The organism is Ligilactobacillus equi DSM 15833 = JCM 10991 (assembly GCF_000615765.1).
Taxonomy (GTDB): Bacteria; Bacillota; Bacilli; order Lactobacillales; family Lactobacillaceae; genus Ligilactobacillus; species Ligilactobacillus equi.
The window spans coordinates 1-15,226 of the sequence record NZ_BAMI01000048.1; the positions used below are offsets into that span (position 1 = coordinate 1).

The 15,226-nt window shown below is 34.8% G+C and carries 9 protein-coding genes; 2 read left to right on the forward strand and 7 right to left on the reverse strand.

Annotated features, from left to right (window positions below; all coding sequences use genetic code 11):
- Positions 1-423: 423 nt before the first annotated feature.
- Positions 424-2,154, reverse strand: a complete 1,731-nt coding sequence (locus JCM10991_RS09135; protein ID WP_025021256.1) for a 6-pyruvoyl-tetrahydropterin synthase-related protein — start codon at positions 2,152-2,154, stop codon at positions 424-426.
- Positions 2,155-2,407: 253 nt separating this feature from the next.
- Between JCM10991_RS09135 and JCM10991_RS09140 the strand changes: the two genes are divergently transcribed.
- Together JCM10991_RS09140 and JCM10991_RS09145 are read left to right on the forward strand one after the other, a co-directional pair.
- Positions 2,408-3,025 carry an IS30 family transposase gene (locus JCM10991_RS09140; protein ID WP_025021257.1) on the forward strand — a complete coding sequence of 206 codons (618 nt, stop codon included), beginning with the start codon at positions 2,408-2,410 and terminating at the stop codon, positions 3,023-3,025.
- A gap of 220 nt (positions 3,026-3,245) precedes the next feature.
- Positions 3,246-4,178: a glycosyltransferase family 2 protein gene (locus JCM10991_RS09145; RefSeq protein ID WP_025021258.1), complete on the forward strand. Its 933-nt coding sequence runs from the start codon at positions 3,246-3,248 to the stop codon at positions 4,176-4,178.
- A 42-nt stretch (positions 4,179-4,220) separates the two neighbouring features.
- On the opposite strand, the gene JCM10991_RS14615 is transcribed toward JCM10991_RS09145, so the two are convergent.
- The 6 genes from JCM10991_RS14615 to JCM10991_RS14625 all read right to left on the reverse strand — a co-directional run.
- Positions 4,221-6,755 (reverse strand): SEC10/PgrA surface exclusion domain-containing protein, encoded by a 2,535-nt coding sequence (locus JCM10991_RS14615; protein ID WP_025021259.1) that lies wholly within the window; start codon positions 6,753-6,755, stop codon positions 4,221-4,223.
- 45 nt (positions 6,756-6,800) lie between these two features.
- Entirely contained in the window at positions 6,801-9,383 is a 2,583-nt protein-coding gene (locus tag JCM10991_RS15870; protein ID WP_025021260.1) for a GH25 family lysozyme, read from the reverse strand.
- A gap of 378 nt (positions 9,384-9,761) precedes the next feature.
- Positions 9,762-10,427, reverse strand: a complete 666-nt coding sequence (locus JCM10991_RS09160) for a CotH kinase family protein (RefSeq protein ID WP_081781990.1) — start codon at positions 10,425-10,427, stop codon at positions 9,762-9,764.
- A gap of 320 nt (positions 10,428-10,747) precedes the next feature.
- A complete protein-coding gene (locus JCM10991_RS09165; RefSeq protein ID WP_025021262.1) occupies positions 10,748-13,099 on the reverse strand; it encodes a C40 family peptidase in 2,352 nt (783 codons plus the stop codon).
- A gap of 62 nt (positions 13,100-13,161) precedes the next feature.
- Positions 13,162-13,899 (reverse strand): KxYKxGKxW signal peptide domain-containing protein, encoded by a 738-nt coding sequence (locus JCM10991_RS09170; protein WP_025021263.1) that lies wholly within the window; start codon positions 13,897-13,899, stop codon positions 13,162-13,164.
- A gap of 216 nt (positions 13,900-14,115) precedes the next feature.
- Positions 14,116-15,226 (reverse strand): serine hydrolase (locus JCM10991_RS14625; RefSeq protein ID WP_025021264.1); only part of this gene is annotated, 1,111 nt, incomplete at its 5' end.

Below are 15,226 nucleotides of genomic sequence, written 5' to 3' on the forward strand. Positions count from 1 at the left end.
ATTCAAATTTAACTTTGAATATGGATAAAACTCGGATACAATTATCCATAATGTGCGTGGTGCTAGTTAAGTATCATTGACATAATCAGTGATACTAGGGTATTTCTGTTTTTTTATTAAGCAAAAGGTACCCTTAAACTTCGCTATATTCCTATTAGTTTATAGCCAAGTATGTGCCAGAAATTAGGTTGTATCTTTAATAAATATTGATATAGCAACGTTTTTTCTTAAATCAACTAGCACCACGCAAATAATGTCGTATCTAACTTAGAAAAACAACATCTAGTACTATTTCTGTACGAAAGAACAGTTGCGATAATTTTATAAGCAATCACTCTTAATGGTTTCGCTTTTTCACAATTTCAGCCATACAATCATATGTTAACACTATTTGAGTTGGATAAAATGGAGAATTATCACCTCTTATAAATCAGTATTAGCTGAGCTTAATGTACGTATGTACCCCACCTCATTAGAAATACCATAGAGTACAATCAAAAATATTGTAACTATCGATATCCATTTTACAAACTTAAAACATTCTGAAGGTTGATAAACTATTTTGATTTCGTTTGTTCCCTTTTTTAAAATTCTAATGCCAATTGTAGATCTTTTTGTTTTGTAATATGTTATCTTTTCCCCATTAGCTTCTACACTATAATTACCATAGTTAAAAAAAGGAAGATCAACATCTACACCCGATTTATTCGTGTTCAACATATATTCAATCCCGTTAGGTATGCTTTTATACTTTAATTTTGTACTCTTATTACCTACATATGCAATGTGATTACGTAAATCTTCTTGAATTTTAGCGTTACCGATATCCACTTTTGGCCAATAGTCACTAGATCCAACTCCAACATTATAGCCTGTCACAAAATATTTAAATCCCTTAGTAGAAGTAAGTTGATAGTCGCTAAACGGTGCTACTCTTTTTGAGGTTGGATTATAGTCTATAATAGTTTGGTTTTTTCTCGTATTAAGTAAAGTATACACTGAACTTAAGCTTAGAAATATAACCCCTGAACAAACTACAAAATACTTTAAAACTCTTCGACTTTTACCAACTAATATTTCAAATGTATCCACAGATGACACGGCTAAGAAAAAATTAGATATCATCAAAATACGTCCTGGCCATTGAATAGCTTTTATAGGTGTATTATTCAGAAAATTCCATGCAACATCAAATAACGTAGTTGTCGCACAAAAAGAAAAAATACCTAAAATAATTATCACTTTATTCATCTTCGACTGTTTTTTCCAAACACCTATCCCCATAATCGTTACTACTACAATCAAAGGGCCCAAGGAATCACCAGAATTTAATGCATTCATAATTGAATCACCAAATTTTATCCCAGCTGTTGATATATCTACTTCTTTAGTCGTTGATATATCATATCCATACGCAGATAATAATGTTACCCAGTAAAATAATGTTGCTAAAAAACTTGACATTATCGCATATACTAAGTATTTAATATTCTTAATAGTTCGCTGCCAATCACTAATAGTTATTAGTACTAATACAAAAAAAATGACAATAGAATAAATCATGACACTCAAGATATGAGTATAAATAACACCTATCATCCCTAACGATAAAAAATACCATTCTTTTTTGTCGTTATAGAAAATGCTATATAATCCATAAAATATTAATGGCAAGAAAGAACATGCAATCACTTGTCCTAAACCAAAAGTTTTAAACCACCAATTAAAAGTATACTCTGAAAAAATATATAAAAATGCAAAAATGAGACTCTTCTTCCTAGAACCCCAAAATTTTATGCCCATCATATAGGAAATAATCATCGAAATCCACATAAAGAATAATATTCCCATATAAACAGCCTCAATAGGATTTTTAAATATAATCATACATATAGCCATTGGATATAATGGTAAGAAACCATAAACCATATTAACAAATGTACCCAATTGATTAAAGCTGTACGTACTTATGTACGAAAAAGCATTTCCATTTTGAATATTTTTATATAAATCATAAATTCTATTTAAATGAAATGACATATCTACACCAGCATGAAGTGTTCCGCTGTGAATAAACGGTAGCATTACTATACTACAAGAAATAAGAAAAATAAAAATTGCAGTAACATCTTTTTTTAAATTACTTTTCAACATATAATCTTCTCCCAAATTCAAAATAAAACACATACACAGTTAATATGATTAACAAAAGCATTAATAAAAACCATCAAGCAAAAATAATAACACGAGGTGTAATATACCTAATTTTAATATTTTTAACTTTTTTCAACTAGGCAAACTGTAAAATTAAGTTAGCCACCTAGTAAAATAAAAAAATGCCATAAGCATTTGCCGTGTTATCATAAAATAACCAAATAAAACAAATGAAAGGCACGGTAAAGTACTTATGACATTGGTTAATGATAACACACAAATTGTAATTAATCACCCTCAAAAAGGAACTCATTTAACGATTCAAGAGCGTGGACAAATTCAAGCCTACAAAGAAATTGATAGTCGTTCTGAAATTGGGCACTTTGAAATTGATACTGTCGTTGGCAAGAAAGACTCTATGGACAACGTTTTAATAGTCTTAACTTACCGTTTATCTCGCTATACTATGATTTTTCGTATCAAAGATAAGAGTTCTGAATCCGTTAATAAGAAACTCGAAGAGTTGAAGTTTAGTATGGGTGAGAAAACATTCTATCAGACTTTCAAGTCTTTAACCTCAGATAACGGACTAGAATTTTCACGTCTTCAAGAAGTTCACAGTAACACTTATTATGCGACTCCATACACTCCAAGTGAACGTGGTTCAAATGAGAATGTAATTCATATGATTAGACGATTCATCCATAAAAGTACTGCAATTTTATCATATACTGATGATTATATTCAATTCGTAGAAGATGCAGTCAATGACTACCCACGAAAGCTTTTAGGTGGTTACTATACCGAATCTGTTTACTTATACAATGAAGTACTTTCACTTACTTCTTTGAATCAAGAAGTACCTTTTTGAGATAAAGTGGCTAACTTATATTTGCACTTTGAGCTTTTTTCAACTACTACCTTGGCTAAAGAGTTCTTAGATACATATAATTTTATCTTTTTACCATTTACATAAGCTACTAACTTATAGATGAACAATCGCAATATTTTTCCTTTGCCACCACTTTTTTGAAATATGCTATAATCAGGTATACCATAATAAATTATATCTTAAAGAGGTTATACAAACAATGAACAAAAAACTCTCTATCATTGTACCATGTTATTTTGAAGAAGAGTCCATCCCTCTTTTTTATACAGCTGTCGAAAATATACGTCCACAATTGCCTAATATCGAACTTGAGTACTGGTTTATCAATGACGGTTCAACTGATGGTACACTTAATGAAATCAAAAAATTTAACAAACTTAATCCAGAACATGTTCACTACGCCTCATTTTCTCGAAACTTTGGTAAAGAAGCAGCACTTTATTGTGGTTTACAGAATGCCACCGGAGACTATGTGACTGTCATGGATGTTGACTTACAAGATCCACCCGATATGTTACCTGAAATGTTTAAATACATTAACGAGGGATACGATTGCGTAGGTACCCGTCGAACCACCCGGCAAGGAGAACCACCTATTCGTTCGTTCTTTGCACGTATGTTTTATAAACTAATTAATCGTATCTCAGATACCGAGATGGTCGATGGTGCTCGTGATTTCCGGCTTATGACGCGCCAAATGGTTGACGCTATCCTTGAAATGTCAGAGTATAATCGTTTTTCTAAAGGTATCTTTTCTTGGGTTGGTTTTAAAACCAAGTACCTTGAATATCAGAACCGTGAACGTGTTGCCGGTAATACTAGCTGGAATTTTTGGAAACTATTTACCTATTCTATTGATGGAATCGTAAACTTCTCCCAATTTCCACTAGACTTAGCTGCTTTTTTTGGCTTCTTTTCTGCATCAATTTCCGGTTTAGCAATTATCTTTATCATTATTCGCTACTTAATTCATGGTGGTGATCCTACAACAGGATGGACATCTACAATTTGTATTTTCCTATTTATTGGAGGAATCCAATTGATGTTTCTTGGAATTATTGGCAAATATATTGGTAAGATTTTTACCGAAGTAAAAAATCGACCTATCTACATTATCAAAGAGAAAAAGTGAACTATACATACAAAAAGAGCCAGCATAACTGACTCTTTTGTACTATATTCTAAAAATTTTCGACCAGGAGTCTGTACGATTACCTTCACCATTAATTAAATCATTGGAATAACGTAAGACCACTTGAAGATTATGACCTTTTAACTTAGCAATATTAATCTTATCAAACATTACGTTTGAAAAGCCACTATTTTCAGCGTTATATGCTCCTGGATAAGCTCGTTTTACATCCGGACGTTTCGTCGACTTGTATGTTACACGCTGAACTTCTTGATTAGTACTTGCATCGTACAAAATAGCCCATGCATACGGTTGATTGATTGACTGATCTGCAATGTGCCAACCACTCACAGATAAGCCATCATTACTAATCTTAACTTGATCTAAATTGGAAGCATTTTGCGTCCCATACACAGTATATGCACCTGTCCAAGCATCAATTCTACTTCCTTCACCACCTGTAGCGTCACTTGAATATCGCAATACAAATTGTAATCTATCTCCAGCACTATAATTACTCAATTTAGCTAAATCAAAGTAAACATCAAAACCATTTTTGCCATCTGTATAAATTTTTTTAGCACTTACCACGTCTGGACGAGCAACTAAAGTCGAAGTAGCACTATCGCTTGAATCACCAACTTTAATTCGCGTTAATTCACTACCCTTAGTTTGATCGAATAAAATTACATAGGCATATTTCTGATTGACAGATGTGTCAGCTACATGCCAACCCGTAACATGCAACTTACTTCCCGTCTTACCAACACTATCAATGTAGTATTCTTCATTTTTGTAACTGTACTTTCCAGACCATACATCTGTTTTATTGCCTTCACCATTCTCTTTGCTAGCATAACGTAAAACATATTGCAATTGATGTCCAGCTACATATTTCTTAATTTGACTTAAATCAAATTCTACCGCAAAGCCACTCTTAACAGCATCGTATACTCTTGGATAAGCATTTTGAACATCTTTTCTTTCAACTGCTTGGATTCGTTTACGAGCTAATTCACGACCCGCACTTGCATCATACAATACCACATAGCGATATGGTTTCACTGCAGATGCATCAGCTGCATGCCATCCACTAATCTTCAGCTTACTTCCTTGAATGTATGCAGCATCTACAACACCTACATTTGCATTAAATACGTATGGATCAGACCACCAGTCAGTATATACGCCTTCCCCATTTTTTTGATCAGAATAGCGTAAAACAAACTTCAACTGGTGCCCCGCAAAATCTTTACCTGCTAAAGAAAACGCTACATTAAAACGACTTTGTTCAACACCATAGATTGTTGGATATACTCGAGCAACGTCGTTACTTGAATCAGGAACATAAGCAACTCTCCCTAATTCGCTATTAGCAGTTGTATCATACAAAATAACATATGCATTTTTTTGGAAGTAGGACATATCTGCTGCATGCCAACCCCTAACTACTAAGTCAGTACCACTCATTCTAATGTCATCAATATTAGCACGATTTTCCAAAAATTGACTGTTATTGAGGGAAACATACTGCAACGGTAAATTGATAATATGCACTTGCCCTAGGGAATCCACGGCAACACCTAAATAGTTAGGTTGAAGACCATACTTTTTCGGATCTTCTGTTCCATATAAAAGAGAGTTGCTATGACTATCATTTGTAGCCATAACACTTGCTCCCCCATTTTGTAGAGTATCATCGTTATAAAGCATGGTAATAATCACATCAAAAACTGCCTTTTTCAATTGATACATTGTCGTTTGGTAAGAACCAGTTTTTCTTGCAGCGTAATTATTTATTGATGATGAACCATAATTTTCTTGATAACCACCTATTCCATAGGATAAATATGCCCTAGTTAGTGCATTATAATCATGATTATTGTTGGTAATAATACTAAAATTATCTTTATTATATTCTCCAGCAACTCTACGTGCTAAATCAACTGATTTAGGTACTACATTAAACTTCCACGCGTCATTTGAAACACCATTTTTTGACCACACAGATTGTCGCACTGGATTTAATAAATCTGCTGCAAAATTAGTTAGCTCCATAGATTCATCAAGCGTCAAATGCCCATAATCAGAGACAACTTGCACCTTATCATCCTTAGCTGATGGTGAATTTTTTACTGCATCCATGTTATCATAGGAATAAATTTTCCCTTTCACATAAGCAGCTTTATTATTTTCGTCGTATGTTAGATAATTCCCCGGAATTTCAGCTACTCCAACTTTATCTGGTGTTTCAGTTGATGGTACAGTAGCAACTGTAGATTCTGAATCTACAACTATAGCATTTACATTTTCTTGTGGAGTAGCACTCGGATTGTTAGTTACCGTAGATGTCACTGATGTTTCTTCAGGATTACTATCCGCTACTGTATCTGTTTTATCAGTTACCGTAGGCGTAACATCCTTCGATACACTTGGTGTAGCCGTAACCTCTACTTGTGGTTCATTAGTAGGTAAATCTGTATTTACTCCATCTGCAGAAGCATTATTAACTCCCAATAAAACTGTACCTGTTGCCACCACTAAGGTTCCAGTAATTATTTTTTTAGGTTTCTTCATAGTTTCCTCCTCCCATTGGATTGCAATATTTTTAAAATACTATCTCTAAATTTTAAACATTCGTGACCAATAATCAGTCCGTAAACCTTCCCCATTTCGTTGATTAGAATAACGAACAACTACTTGAAGATTATGACCAGCTAAAGTTTTTAAGTTCACATTCTTAAATGTAACGTTAAAACCACTATTAACAGCATTATAGATATTAGGATAGACACGAACAACATCTGGTCTTTGAGTTGGAACATAAGCTTGCCGTGTTATTTCCCGTCCGGTAGTTGCGTCATATAAAATAATGAAGGCGTTCTTCTGATTTATGCTAGCATCGGCTGCATGCCAACCGGTAACTGTTAAACTGTTCTTTTGATAATTAGCTTTTACAGTATCTAAATGACCTGCATTAGCAGTAAATTTGTAGACATCTGACCATACATCTGTTCGATGACCTTCTCCATCGGCAGCATCAGAATAACGTGATACAATCTGATATTCATGACCAGCTACAAAGTTTAACTTAGTTAAGTCAAATTCAACATCAAATCCAGATTTGTCAGCATTATAGTAGTTCTTAAGTCTCTGCACATCAGAACGCATTACTAGTTTAGACGTAGCAACATCGTTTCTATCACCAACTTTAATTCGCGCAATTTCTCGGCCAGCAGTTTTATCATAGAGAATAATGTACGGATTAGTTTGATTTCTAGATGCATCAGCTGCATGCCAACCTATGACGTGAAGTTTAGTTCCTTCAAGCTTAGCAGTATCAATAACAGCTTCATTACCATTAAAGTTATATTTACCAGACCAAATATCAATCCTGTCGCCTTCACCGTCACTATTTGTAGCATAACGCATCACTACCTGTAAATTATGACCGGCTACAAAGTTAAGTTTACTTAGGTCAAAACTTACTGAAAAACCACTATTAACTGCATTGTACAAGTTAGGATAAGCCCTTTTTACGTCATCTCTGCGAATCGCAGTAACTTTTTGACGACCGATTTCTTTACCGGCAGTAGCATCATATAAGATAACGTAGTTATATGGATGACTCACGGCATCTGTAGCAGCATGCCAACCAGAAATTTTTAATTTAGTACCATCAATATAAGCAGAATCAACAACTCCTAAACTTTGCTTAAGTTGGTAACCTTTAGACCAGTAATCAGTCATAGAGCCTTCACCATTTGCTTGATTAGAATAGCGAGCAATTAGTTTAATCTCCTTGTTATTAATGTCATAATTTCCCAAATTAATTGATAAATTAAAGCCACTCTTCCCCGCATTATAGACTGATGGATAGACCTTGGCTACATCAGGACGACTATTAGGATTATAAGCTATACGAGTAATTTCATGATTATTAGTTGCATCAAAAACAATCATATATGCATGTCCCTGATTTTTAGCAGCATCAGCTGCATGCCAACCACTTACTTTAAGTGTATTGCCACTAATAGACACACTATCAAATGCGCCTACGTTTTCTGAACTAACACTAATTTGCTTCAGCAAACCATTATAATCACGGCTCACATCTAAATTATAACCTGGTGCACTTGGTAAGTAAGCAGTTGAAGAAAACTGCCAAGCACCATAACCTGCATTATGATGTTGCTGCTCATAATACCCACCACGGTTAGGAGTATATGGATATTGTGCAATCCAAGTTCGAGCTCGACCAACTGTCGAAACTACCTGATCACGGTAGGCATAACTTTGGTAAGTATACACAGCATGGTTATTGTAACCTGCATTATTTAAAGTTGCCCAAAAAGTATTCAAATAAGAACCAATTCCTGGTGTGTAGGTTGAACTATCTTCCATATCAGCAAAGATTAGAGTATTACTACCAAGACCAAAACGACGTAATGCACTTACCATGTGATTAGCCTCATTTTGAGCAGCACCGGTAGAATTAAATCTTGCATAATGATAAACTGCGATATTTAAACCTGCATTACGTGCATAGGTAACTTGAGTTCCTGCGTACGGATTAGTATAACCTGTATTTTCAGTTAATTTAACAATAACTGTTGAAACCCCTAATCTCTTTAATTCATTGAAGTGCCCCTGGTTCATCCAATTTTGGTATGAAGCAACATCTACTGCATCTACTTGTGTATAGTAACTATTCCCAATTGCAAAGCGGTCAACTGAATTTGTGGCTGCTACAGCTACTTGTGGTTGTGATTGAGTACTCATCGTTACCGATGTATTAGATTGTAGCTTTTCTTGGTTATCTTCAACCATTGTCAACTCAGAATCTGTTACTTGACTATTACTTGCTTGTTCCTCACTAGTAATAGATATAGCATTAGAATCTTGCGTTACACTTTGATCTGTTTCTTCAGTATCTGATTTGTTCTCATCAATTGAATTAACAGACTGTGTTGTCTCAATATTTGTTGTACTACTTTGATTTTTTTCTTCATTCGTTATATTTTCTTGAACAGCATCACTATTTGTAGAATACGACACAGTAGCATCTTCACTAACTTGGTCAGCTGCTACATTTGTAACTCCTGTATATATCCCAGCGATTAACCCTAAAAAGGTAATGGGCGCAACAACCCAGTTTTTACCAGATTTATACATTTTAAAACGCTTTTTAACTTGGCGATTCATGTATTTCCCCTTTCAAACTATATAAAATTCTTTGCAAGTAATTTCATCATAGCCTAGCATTTCGTGGTATACAAGTCTTTACCGTAAATGTCATTTTTTTGTAAATTAATTGGATAAAATTTTGTGTAAAAGTAAGGCTGGGAAAAAGTCCTAAAAATTAAAAAGTGCCAGAAGAAATATTGCTGAGGAAAGCATTGATTTCTAGCACTTTTTATTATGGTAATTTTCTAAGTTCTAGCTAAAAAGTTAGTTTCTTCCCTCGCCTCATTAATCCTACTTCATTATAGAGTCCATGTATTCTAAACGTGATTCGATAACTTTATTATAATTTTCTACTACCTCTTTTGACAATCGATGCGTAGTATTTGAAATGTTTTTTCACAATCTATCATTATTTTGATAGTTTGGAAGTCCTATTGTTTCCACCCATTTATTTATTAGTGTAGTAATATTTTCATCCGAAAATACTGATTTTTTCAACTCTAGATAGCGCTTCTTAATCTCAGGTTCGTGATAATGATAAATCGTCGATAACAACTTGTTATTATTAGACATTGTCACCCATGTTTTTTCCTTCAACGATAAAGTTTCACCATTCCAACTATTATCCCAAGATGCATCTAAATCGTATGGCATTAAAACCCACTTGGTGTTTCCATCTTTCAAATAGTGAATATTTTTGGCAAAACCATCAATGTTATTAATCACTAAAGAAAATGTAATATAGTCTACAGCTGCCTCTGTATCTAAATACTGTGTCTCTAATCGATGATATTCATCTCCATCCGTAGCATTAGCCAAAGCAACCAATTCATTAAATGCATCTACCGTTTTTTGTGTTATATCAGCTGGCGATATTGCTTCTAAATTATTAGGGAAATCTGATAAAACTGCATTTTTCCGCAATTTAGGAGCATCTGTATAATTTTCACCCGTTATTATAATTTGCTCTTGATTCTTATTGTCCATATTATAAAGTTTATCTTGATGATAAGTTGTTAAAACATATAGACCTTGGTCATTACCATTAATTACAATTGTAATTACTTAACAAGATTCTTAAACAAAAAATGTCTCTATATAAAAGGCTGAGGATAATCGATTTACCTGCAAATTTTTTCATACTTCTATTAGAGATAAAATCTACAATAAGTTGTAATTAAGTATTATCATCATTTAATAACGGTGTTATGAAAGGATGAGACCGGAAACTCAAATAGATGTTACGAACTGCATACGGCTATCACAATTTCGACCACCTACGAAAGCGAACTATTCTTCAGTGAAACTACAAAACAAAAATTTTGTGAACAGCAAAAAAGTTGGTACAAATTACTATACCAACTTTTCGTATTATCGAATTATTAACTATTCACAACGCGAACACCAAATGATGGTGCGTAGTATGCCGTGCTTCTGATGGCAACTGGTTGACCATAAGTTGAAGCATCAATATATTTACCATTACCAAGACTAATACCTACGTGGTGAGGAGCGTTAGCAGAACCCCAGAATAAGAGGTCCCCTGGTCTTACTTCCGTAGCTGCGACTCGCGTACCATTATATTGTTGTTGGTAAGTCGTTCGTCCTAAATTGATTCCAACCTGAGCGTAAACGTATTGTGTAAATCCAGAACAGTCAAATCCTGCAGTTGTTGTACCACCCCATGCATATGGTGTCCCTATCAAACTTTTAGCTACAGAGGCCACACGTTCACGTGTTGTATCCACCTTTAAAACACCATTACTTTGGAAAGTGTAGTTGGCACCATCAATATTATGTGTACCAGTATACATCACACCGTTACCACGATCGAAGAAGTACTTGTTGTTGTTAATTGTTTGCCAACCGTGTTGCATAGCCCCATTACTTCCAGCAAAATAGTAAGTATTACCATTCGCTGATTGGAAACCAGTTTGCTTATTACCATTACTGTAGAAGTAATTTTGACCACCAATATTAGCAATACCATTGTATCTTAAACCATTGACGTAATATACATTACCATCTAAACCATTGAAGCGATCACCGTTTCTGTAGTAGAAGGTCGCACCATCCATGTTAACGTTTCCGGAGTATCCTTGCCCGACATTGTTATACAGCTTAGTTCCCCATTGATCACTTCTTTGACCTTCGCCATAAACAGCATCATTAGTAAATCGAGCTATCAATCTATATGCATGATTAGACTTCAAACTATTTGTAAACTCTACTGAAAAACCTGACGTAGCAGCATTTCTTAAGTTAGGGTAAACACCTTGCACATCATTACGGGCAAGATTATTACTTACCTTAACCCGACTGACTTCTTCATTAGCTGTTTGGTCAAATAAAATTAAATAACGTACCGGCTTGTCATAACCTTGATCAGATGCAAACCATCCTGTTGCAGTCACTTTGTTACCAGAAACCGTTAACTTATCTACTGCAAAGCCAGATTCGTTAAATTTATGTGCTCCTGACCATAAATCAGTCCGATTTCCTTCACCACCAACAGCATCATCGGATACACGCATCACTACTTGATAATTATGTCCAAGATTAAAGCCTAACTTAACCATATCAAAACTAGCACTAAAACCACTAGCTAAAGGAACATATGCATTTGCATAAGCTTTTTGAACATCCGTGCGATTTACTGCTTTAGCTTGAGCTTTGTCATCGCTTTTACCAATTTGAATTCTTTTAACTTCATGTCCTGCTGTTTGATCAAAAAGAATTAAGAACTTATTTTGTTGCTTAACTTCTTGAGGATTAAAGAACCATCCATTCACTGTTAACTTACTGTCTTGTAATTGGAAGCTATCCAAATTGTAGGCACTCGTACTTAAGTTTTTAACGCCAGACCAAAAATCTTGACGTTGACCTTCACCACTTTTGGCATCGCTAGAATAGCGAATTACCACTTGTAATTCGTGACCTAAGGCTTTAGCAATTACTGAATTAGCAAACGTTACATTAAAACCTACAGCGTCATTACTGTAAATCCCACGATAAGCATTACGTGCATCTTCACGTTTTTCAACTCTAGAAGTAATCCCGGTCTTACTTTCGCCAACCTTTACACGAGCAATTTCTTTACCAGCTGATTTATCAAATAAAATTACATACTGGTTTGGCATTTGTTTAGAGTAATCAGACACATGCCAACCCACAACATTTAAACCGTTTTTGTCAAAGCTGTAATTGTCTAAGTTAAAAGCACTTTGATTGAAAACATGCTTAGCTGACCACATGTCTGTCTTAGTACTGTTAGTATTCTTGTTAACATACCGTGAAACAACTGAGATTTGGTTCCCACCCACGTAATCAAGTTTAGATAAGTCAAAAATAATATCATATCCACTATCGGCAGCATTAGCAATATTCGAGTAGACTTTTTGTACATCTTTTCTTGACACACGCTTTGAAGTTGCTACATCAGTACTTTCACCGACCTTAACTCGTGCAAGTTCATGACCACGAGTGTTATCAAATAAGATAACATATTGGTCTTGGTTAGTTGTAGAGTAATCCGTTGCATGCCAACCGTTAACGTGTAATGTGTTCTTGTTAATGGAAAAATCATCAACATGAGCAGCATTCTTATATGGTATAACATCTTGTGACCATAAGTCTGTGTATTGGCCTTCACCATTACGTGGATTATTTGAGTAACGGGCTATCAAGCGAATGGTGTGGTTAGCTAAATTGTAACCAGATAAATCAAAGGACATATTAAAACCACTATACTTAGCATTGTAGATAGTTGGATAAGCCTTCTTAACATCATCACGTTCTACCGTGCATATTGCTGACGTGTAACTTCACGGTTAGTTGTAGCGTCGTAAACAATCATCCATGTTGATGTTTGATTGTGTGAATGGTCTGCTGCATGCCAACCAGATACTTGTAATTGGCCTTGGTCATCTAACATAATTTTATCGAAATGGCCTTTATTAGCATGATTACTTGAATTGTAAGTAGAAGTTGTGTCAACTTTATTCACTTCTTGGCTTGCTGTTGCCGCTACTTTGGCAGTCGTTTCAACTTGTGATGTTGCTGTCGTAGTACTTTTTTGTGCAGCTACATTAGCGGGAGTAACAGTTACGGTAGGAGTCTGAGCCACCGATGCTTCTGTTGAACTCTGAGCATTTTCAACAGTTTGAGCTGATACAGCTTCAGTTGCCGTAACTTCTGAAACTTGTGTAGATGCTGTACTTGTTGCATTTTCTGCTACTTCATTTGCTGCAGTATCTTGAGATGTAGTATTCACCGTTTCAGCTTTTTGGGCTACTTCACTGTTTTCAGTAGCAGTATCTTCTTCAACAATAATTGTAGCTGCATCTGATGTACCTTGTGCAGTTGTAGTTGCATCTGTAGTAGTTTTAGCACCAGTATCAGTAGTGGTATCGGCCGCAGCTTTACCCATTCCCATATGAGTTCCAGCTGCTAACCCTAAAAATACAAGAGGGGTTACAACCCAGTGCTTACCAGCTTTATACATTTTATAACGTTTTTTTTCTTCTTTTCTCAAAATATTCTCCTCGTAATATATCTTGATTAATCTGTTATTTTATCTAGAGCGTATTACTAAAAGCCTCTAAACTTTTAAGCTCTTATTTTGATTTCTTAATTTAGAATTGGCTATTTTTATGATACCTTAATTACTTATCAAATACCATTAAGATCCGTTTTCATTTATGTTACAACAAAAGCAGGTGAAATTATAATTTTACCTACTTGTGCTATATTATTTCAACATTTCAGCAACTTTGCGCGCAACTTGCTCAACTTTACTAATTCCCGTGTTTAACGGATTATTGTATGAATAAATAGCAATAGTATATCCTTTACCGTTATTAGGAATAAAACCAATACTATTCACATACCAATCTGAGTAACTATTACCAGTTAACCAACCATTTTTTAAGTAATAATCACTACTTCCTGCGGAAATGCCCCAACGTTGACTACTATCAATTGTGTGCATCAAGTTACGAATGTAATCTTGTGATTGACGATTCAAATACCATGAATTATCCGTCATGAAAATCTCATAAAGTAATTTAAGTTGATCTCTTGGAGTAGTTTGCGTTACCCCCCAGCTCCATCCAGGAATAGTCTCATTCATACCGAGATCACGATATAAATTCGCAGCTGCATTCGATCTTCCTTCCAGATAATTATTTAACAATGTAGTTGTTGCATTATTATCACTATTTCTAATCATTATTTCAGCTAAACTACGTTGGTAAGCTGTTAAATTTCCACCAGTATTATGAAGTAACTCTGCTAAAACAGCCACCTTAACTGTACTTGCCACTACAAGTTTTTTGCCACTAAAATTAGCGTATGAGTAAATTTGTCCAGAATTTTGCGATTGAATTGCAATTGTCATATCAGTTCCTAATGAATTAATCAAGTTATTAAGTTCACTAAAGCTCCGAACATCCCCATTACCATTAAATGCGTATGCTACACCATCAACCCATAAAATCGTCGACTTTGCCTGTTTTTGTGTTACCGGATCAAAATAATATCGATGGCCATCAATATTTTGCCAACCAGTTTGACGATATCCATCACGGTAAAAATAAACTTGCCCATTCTCGTTCATAAGACCGTTATACTTTTGACCGTTTCCGTGGAAATACCCTGACCAAGTGTCAGTATATTTTCCTTCACCATTTTCTTGATTAGAGAAGCGTAAAACGTATTGATAGGTATGGCCTTGATTATATGCAGGAAGATCCATAAAGGTGACTGAAAAGCCACTTTCATTAGCGTCGTGTAAGTTAGGGTAAACATGTTGCACATCCGGCCGAACTATTTCATTAGTAACTTTTGCTCTAGCAATTTCA

Excerpts from the sequence above, each read along its gene's own strand:
- JCM10991_RS09135 (WP_025021256.1), bottom strand. The coding sequence starts at position 2,154 with ATGTTGAAAAGTAATTTAAAAAAAGATGTTACTGCAATTTTTATTTTT.
- JCM10991_RS09140 (WP_025021257.1), top strand. The coding sequence starts at position 2,408 with ATGACATTGGTTAATGATAACACACAAATTGTAATTAATCACCCTCAA.
- JCM10991_RS09145 (WP_025021258.1), top strand. The coding sequence starts at position 3,246 with ATGAACAAAAAACTCTCTATCATTGTACCATGTTATTTTGAAGAAGAG.
- JCM10991_RS14615 (WP_025021259.1), bottom strand. The coding sequence starts at position 6,755 with ATGAAGAAACCTAAAAAAATAATTACTGGAACCTTAGTGGTGGCAACA.
- JCM10991_RS15870 (WP_025021260.1), bottom strand. The coding sequence starts at position 9,383 with ATGAATCGCCAAGTTAAAAAGCGTTTTAAAATGTATAAATCTGGTAAA.
- JCM10991_RS09165 (WP_025021262.1), bottom strand. The coding sequence starts at position 13,099 with ATGTCCTTTGATTTATCTGGTTACAATTTAGCTAACCACACCATTCGC.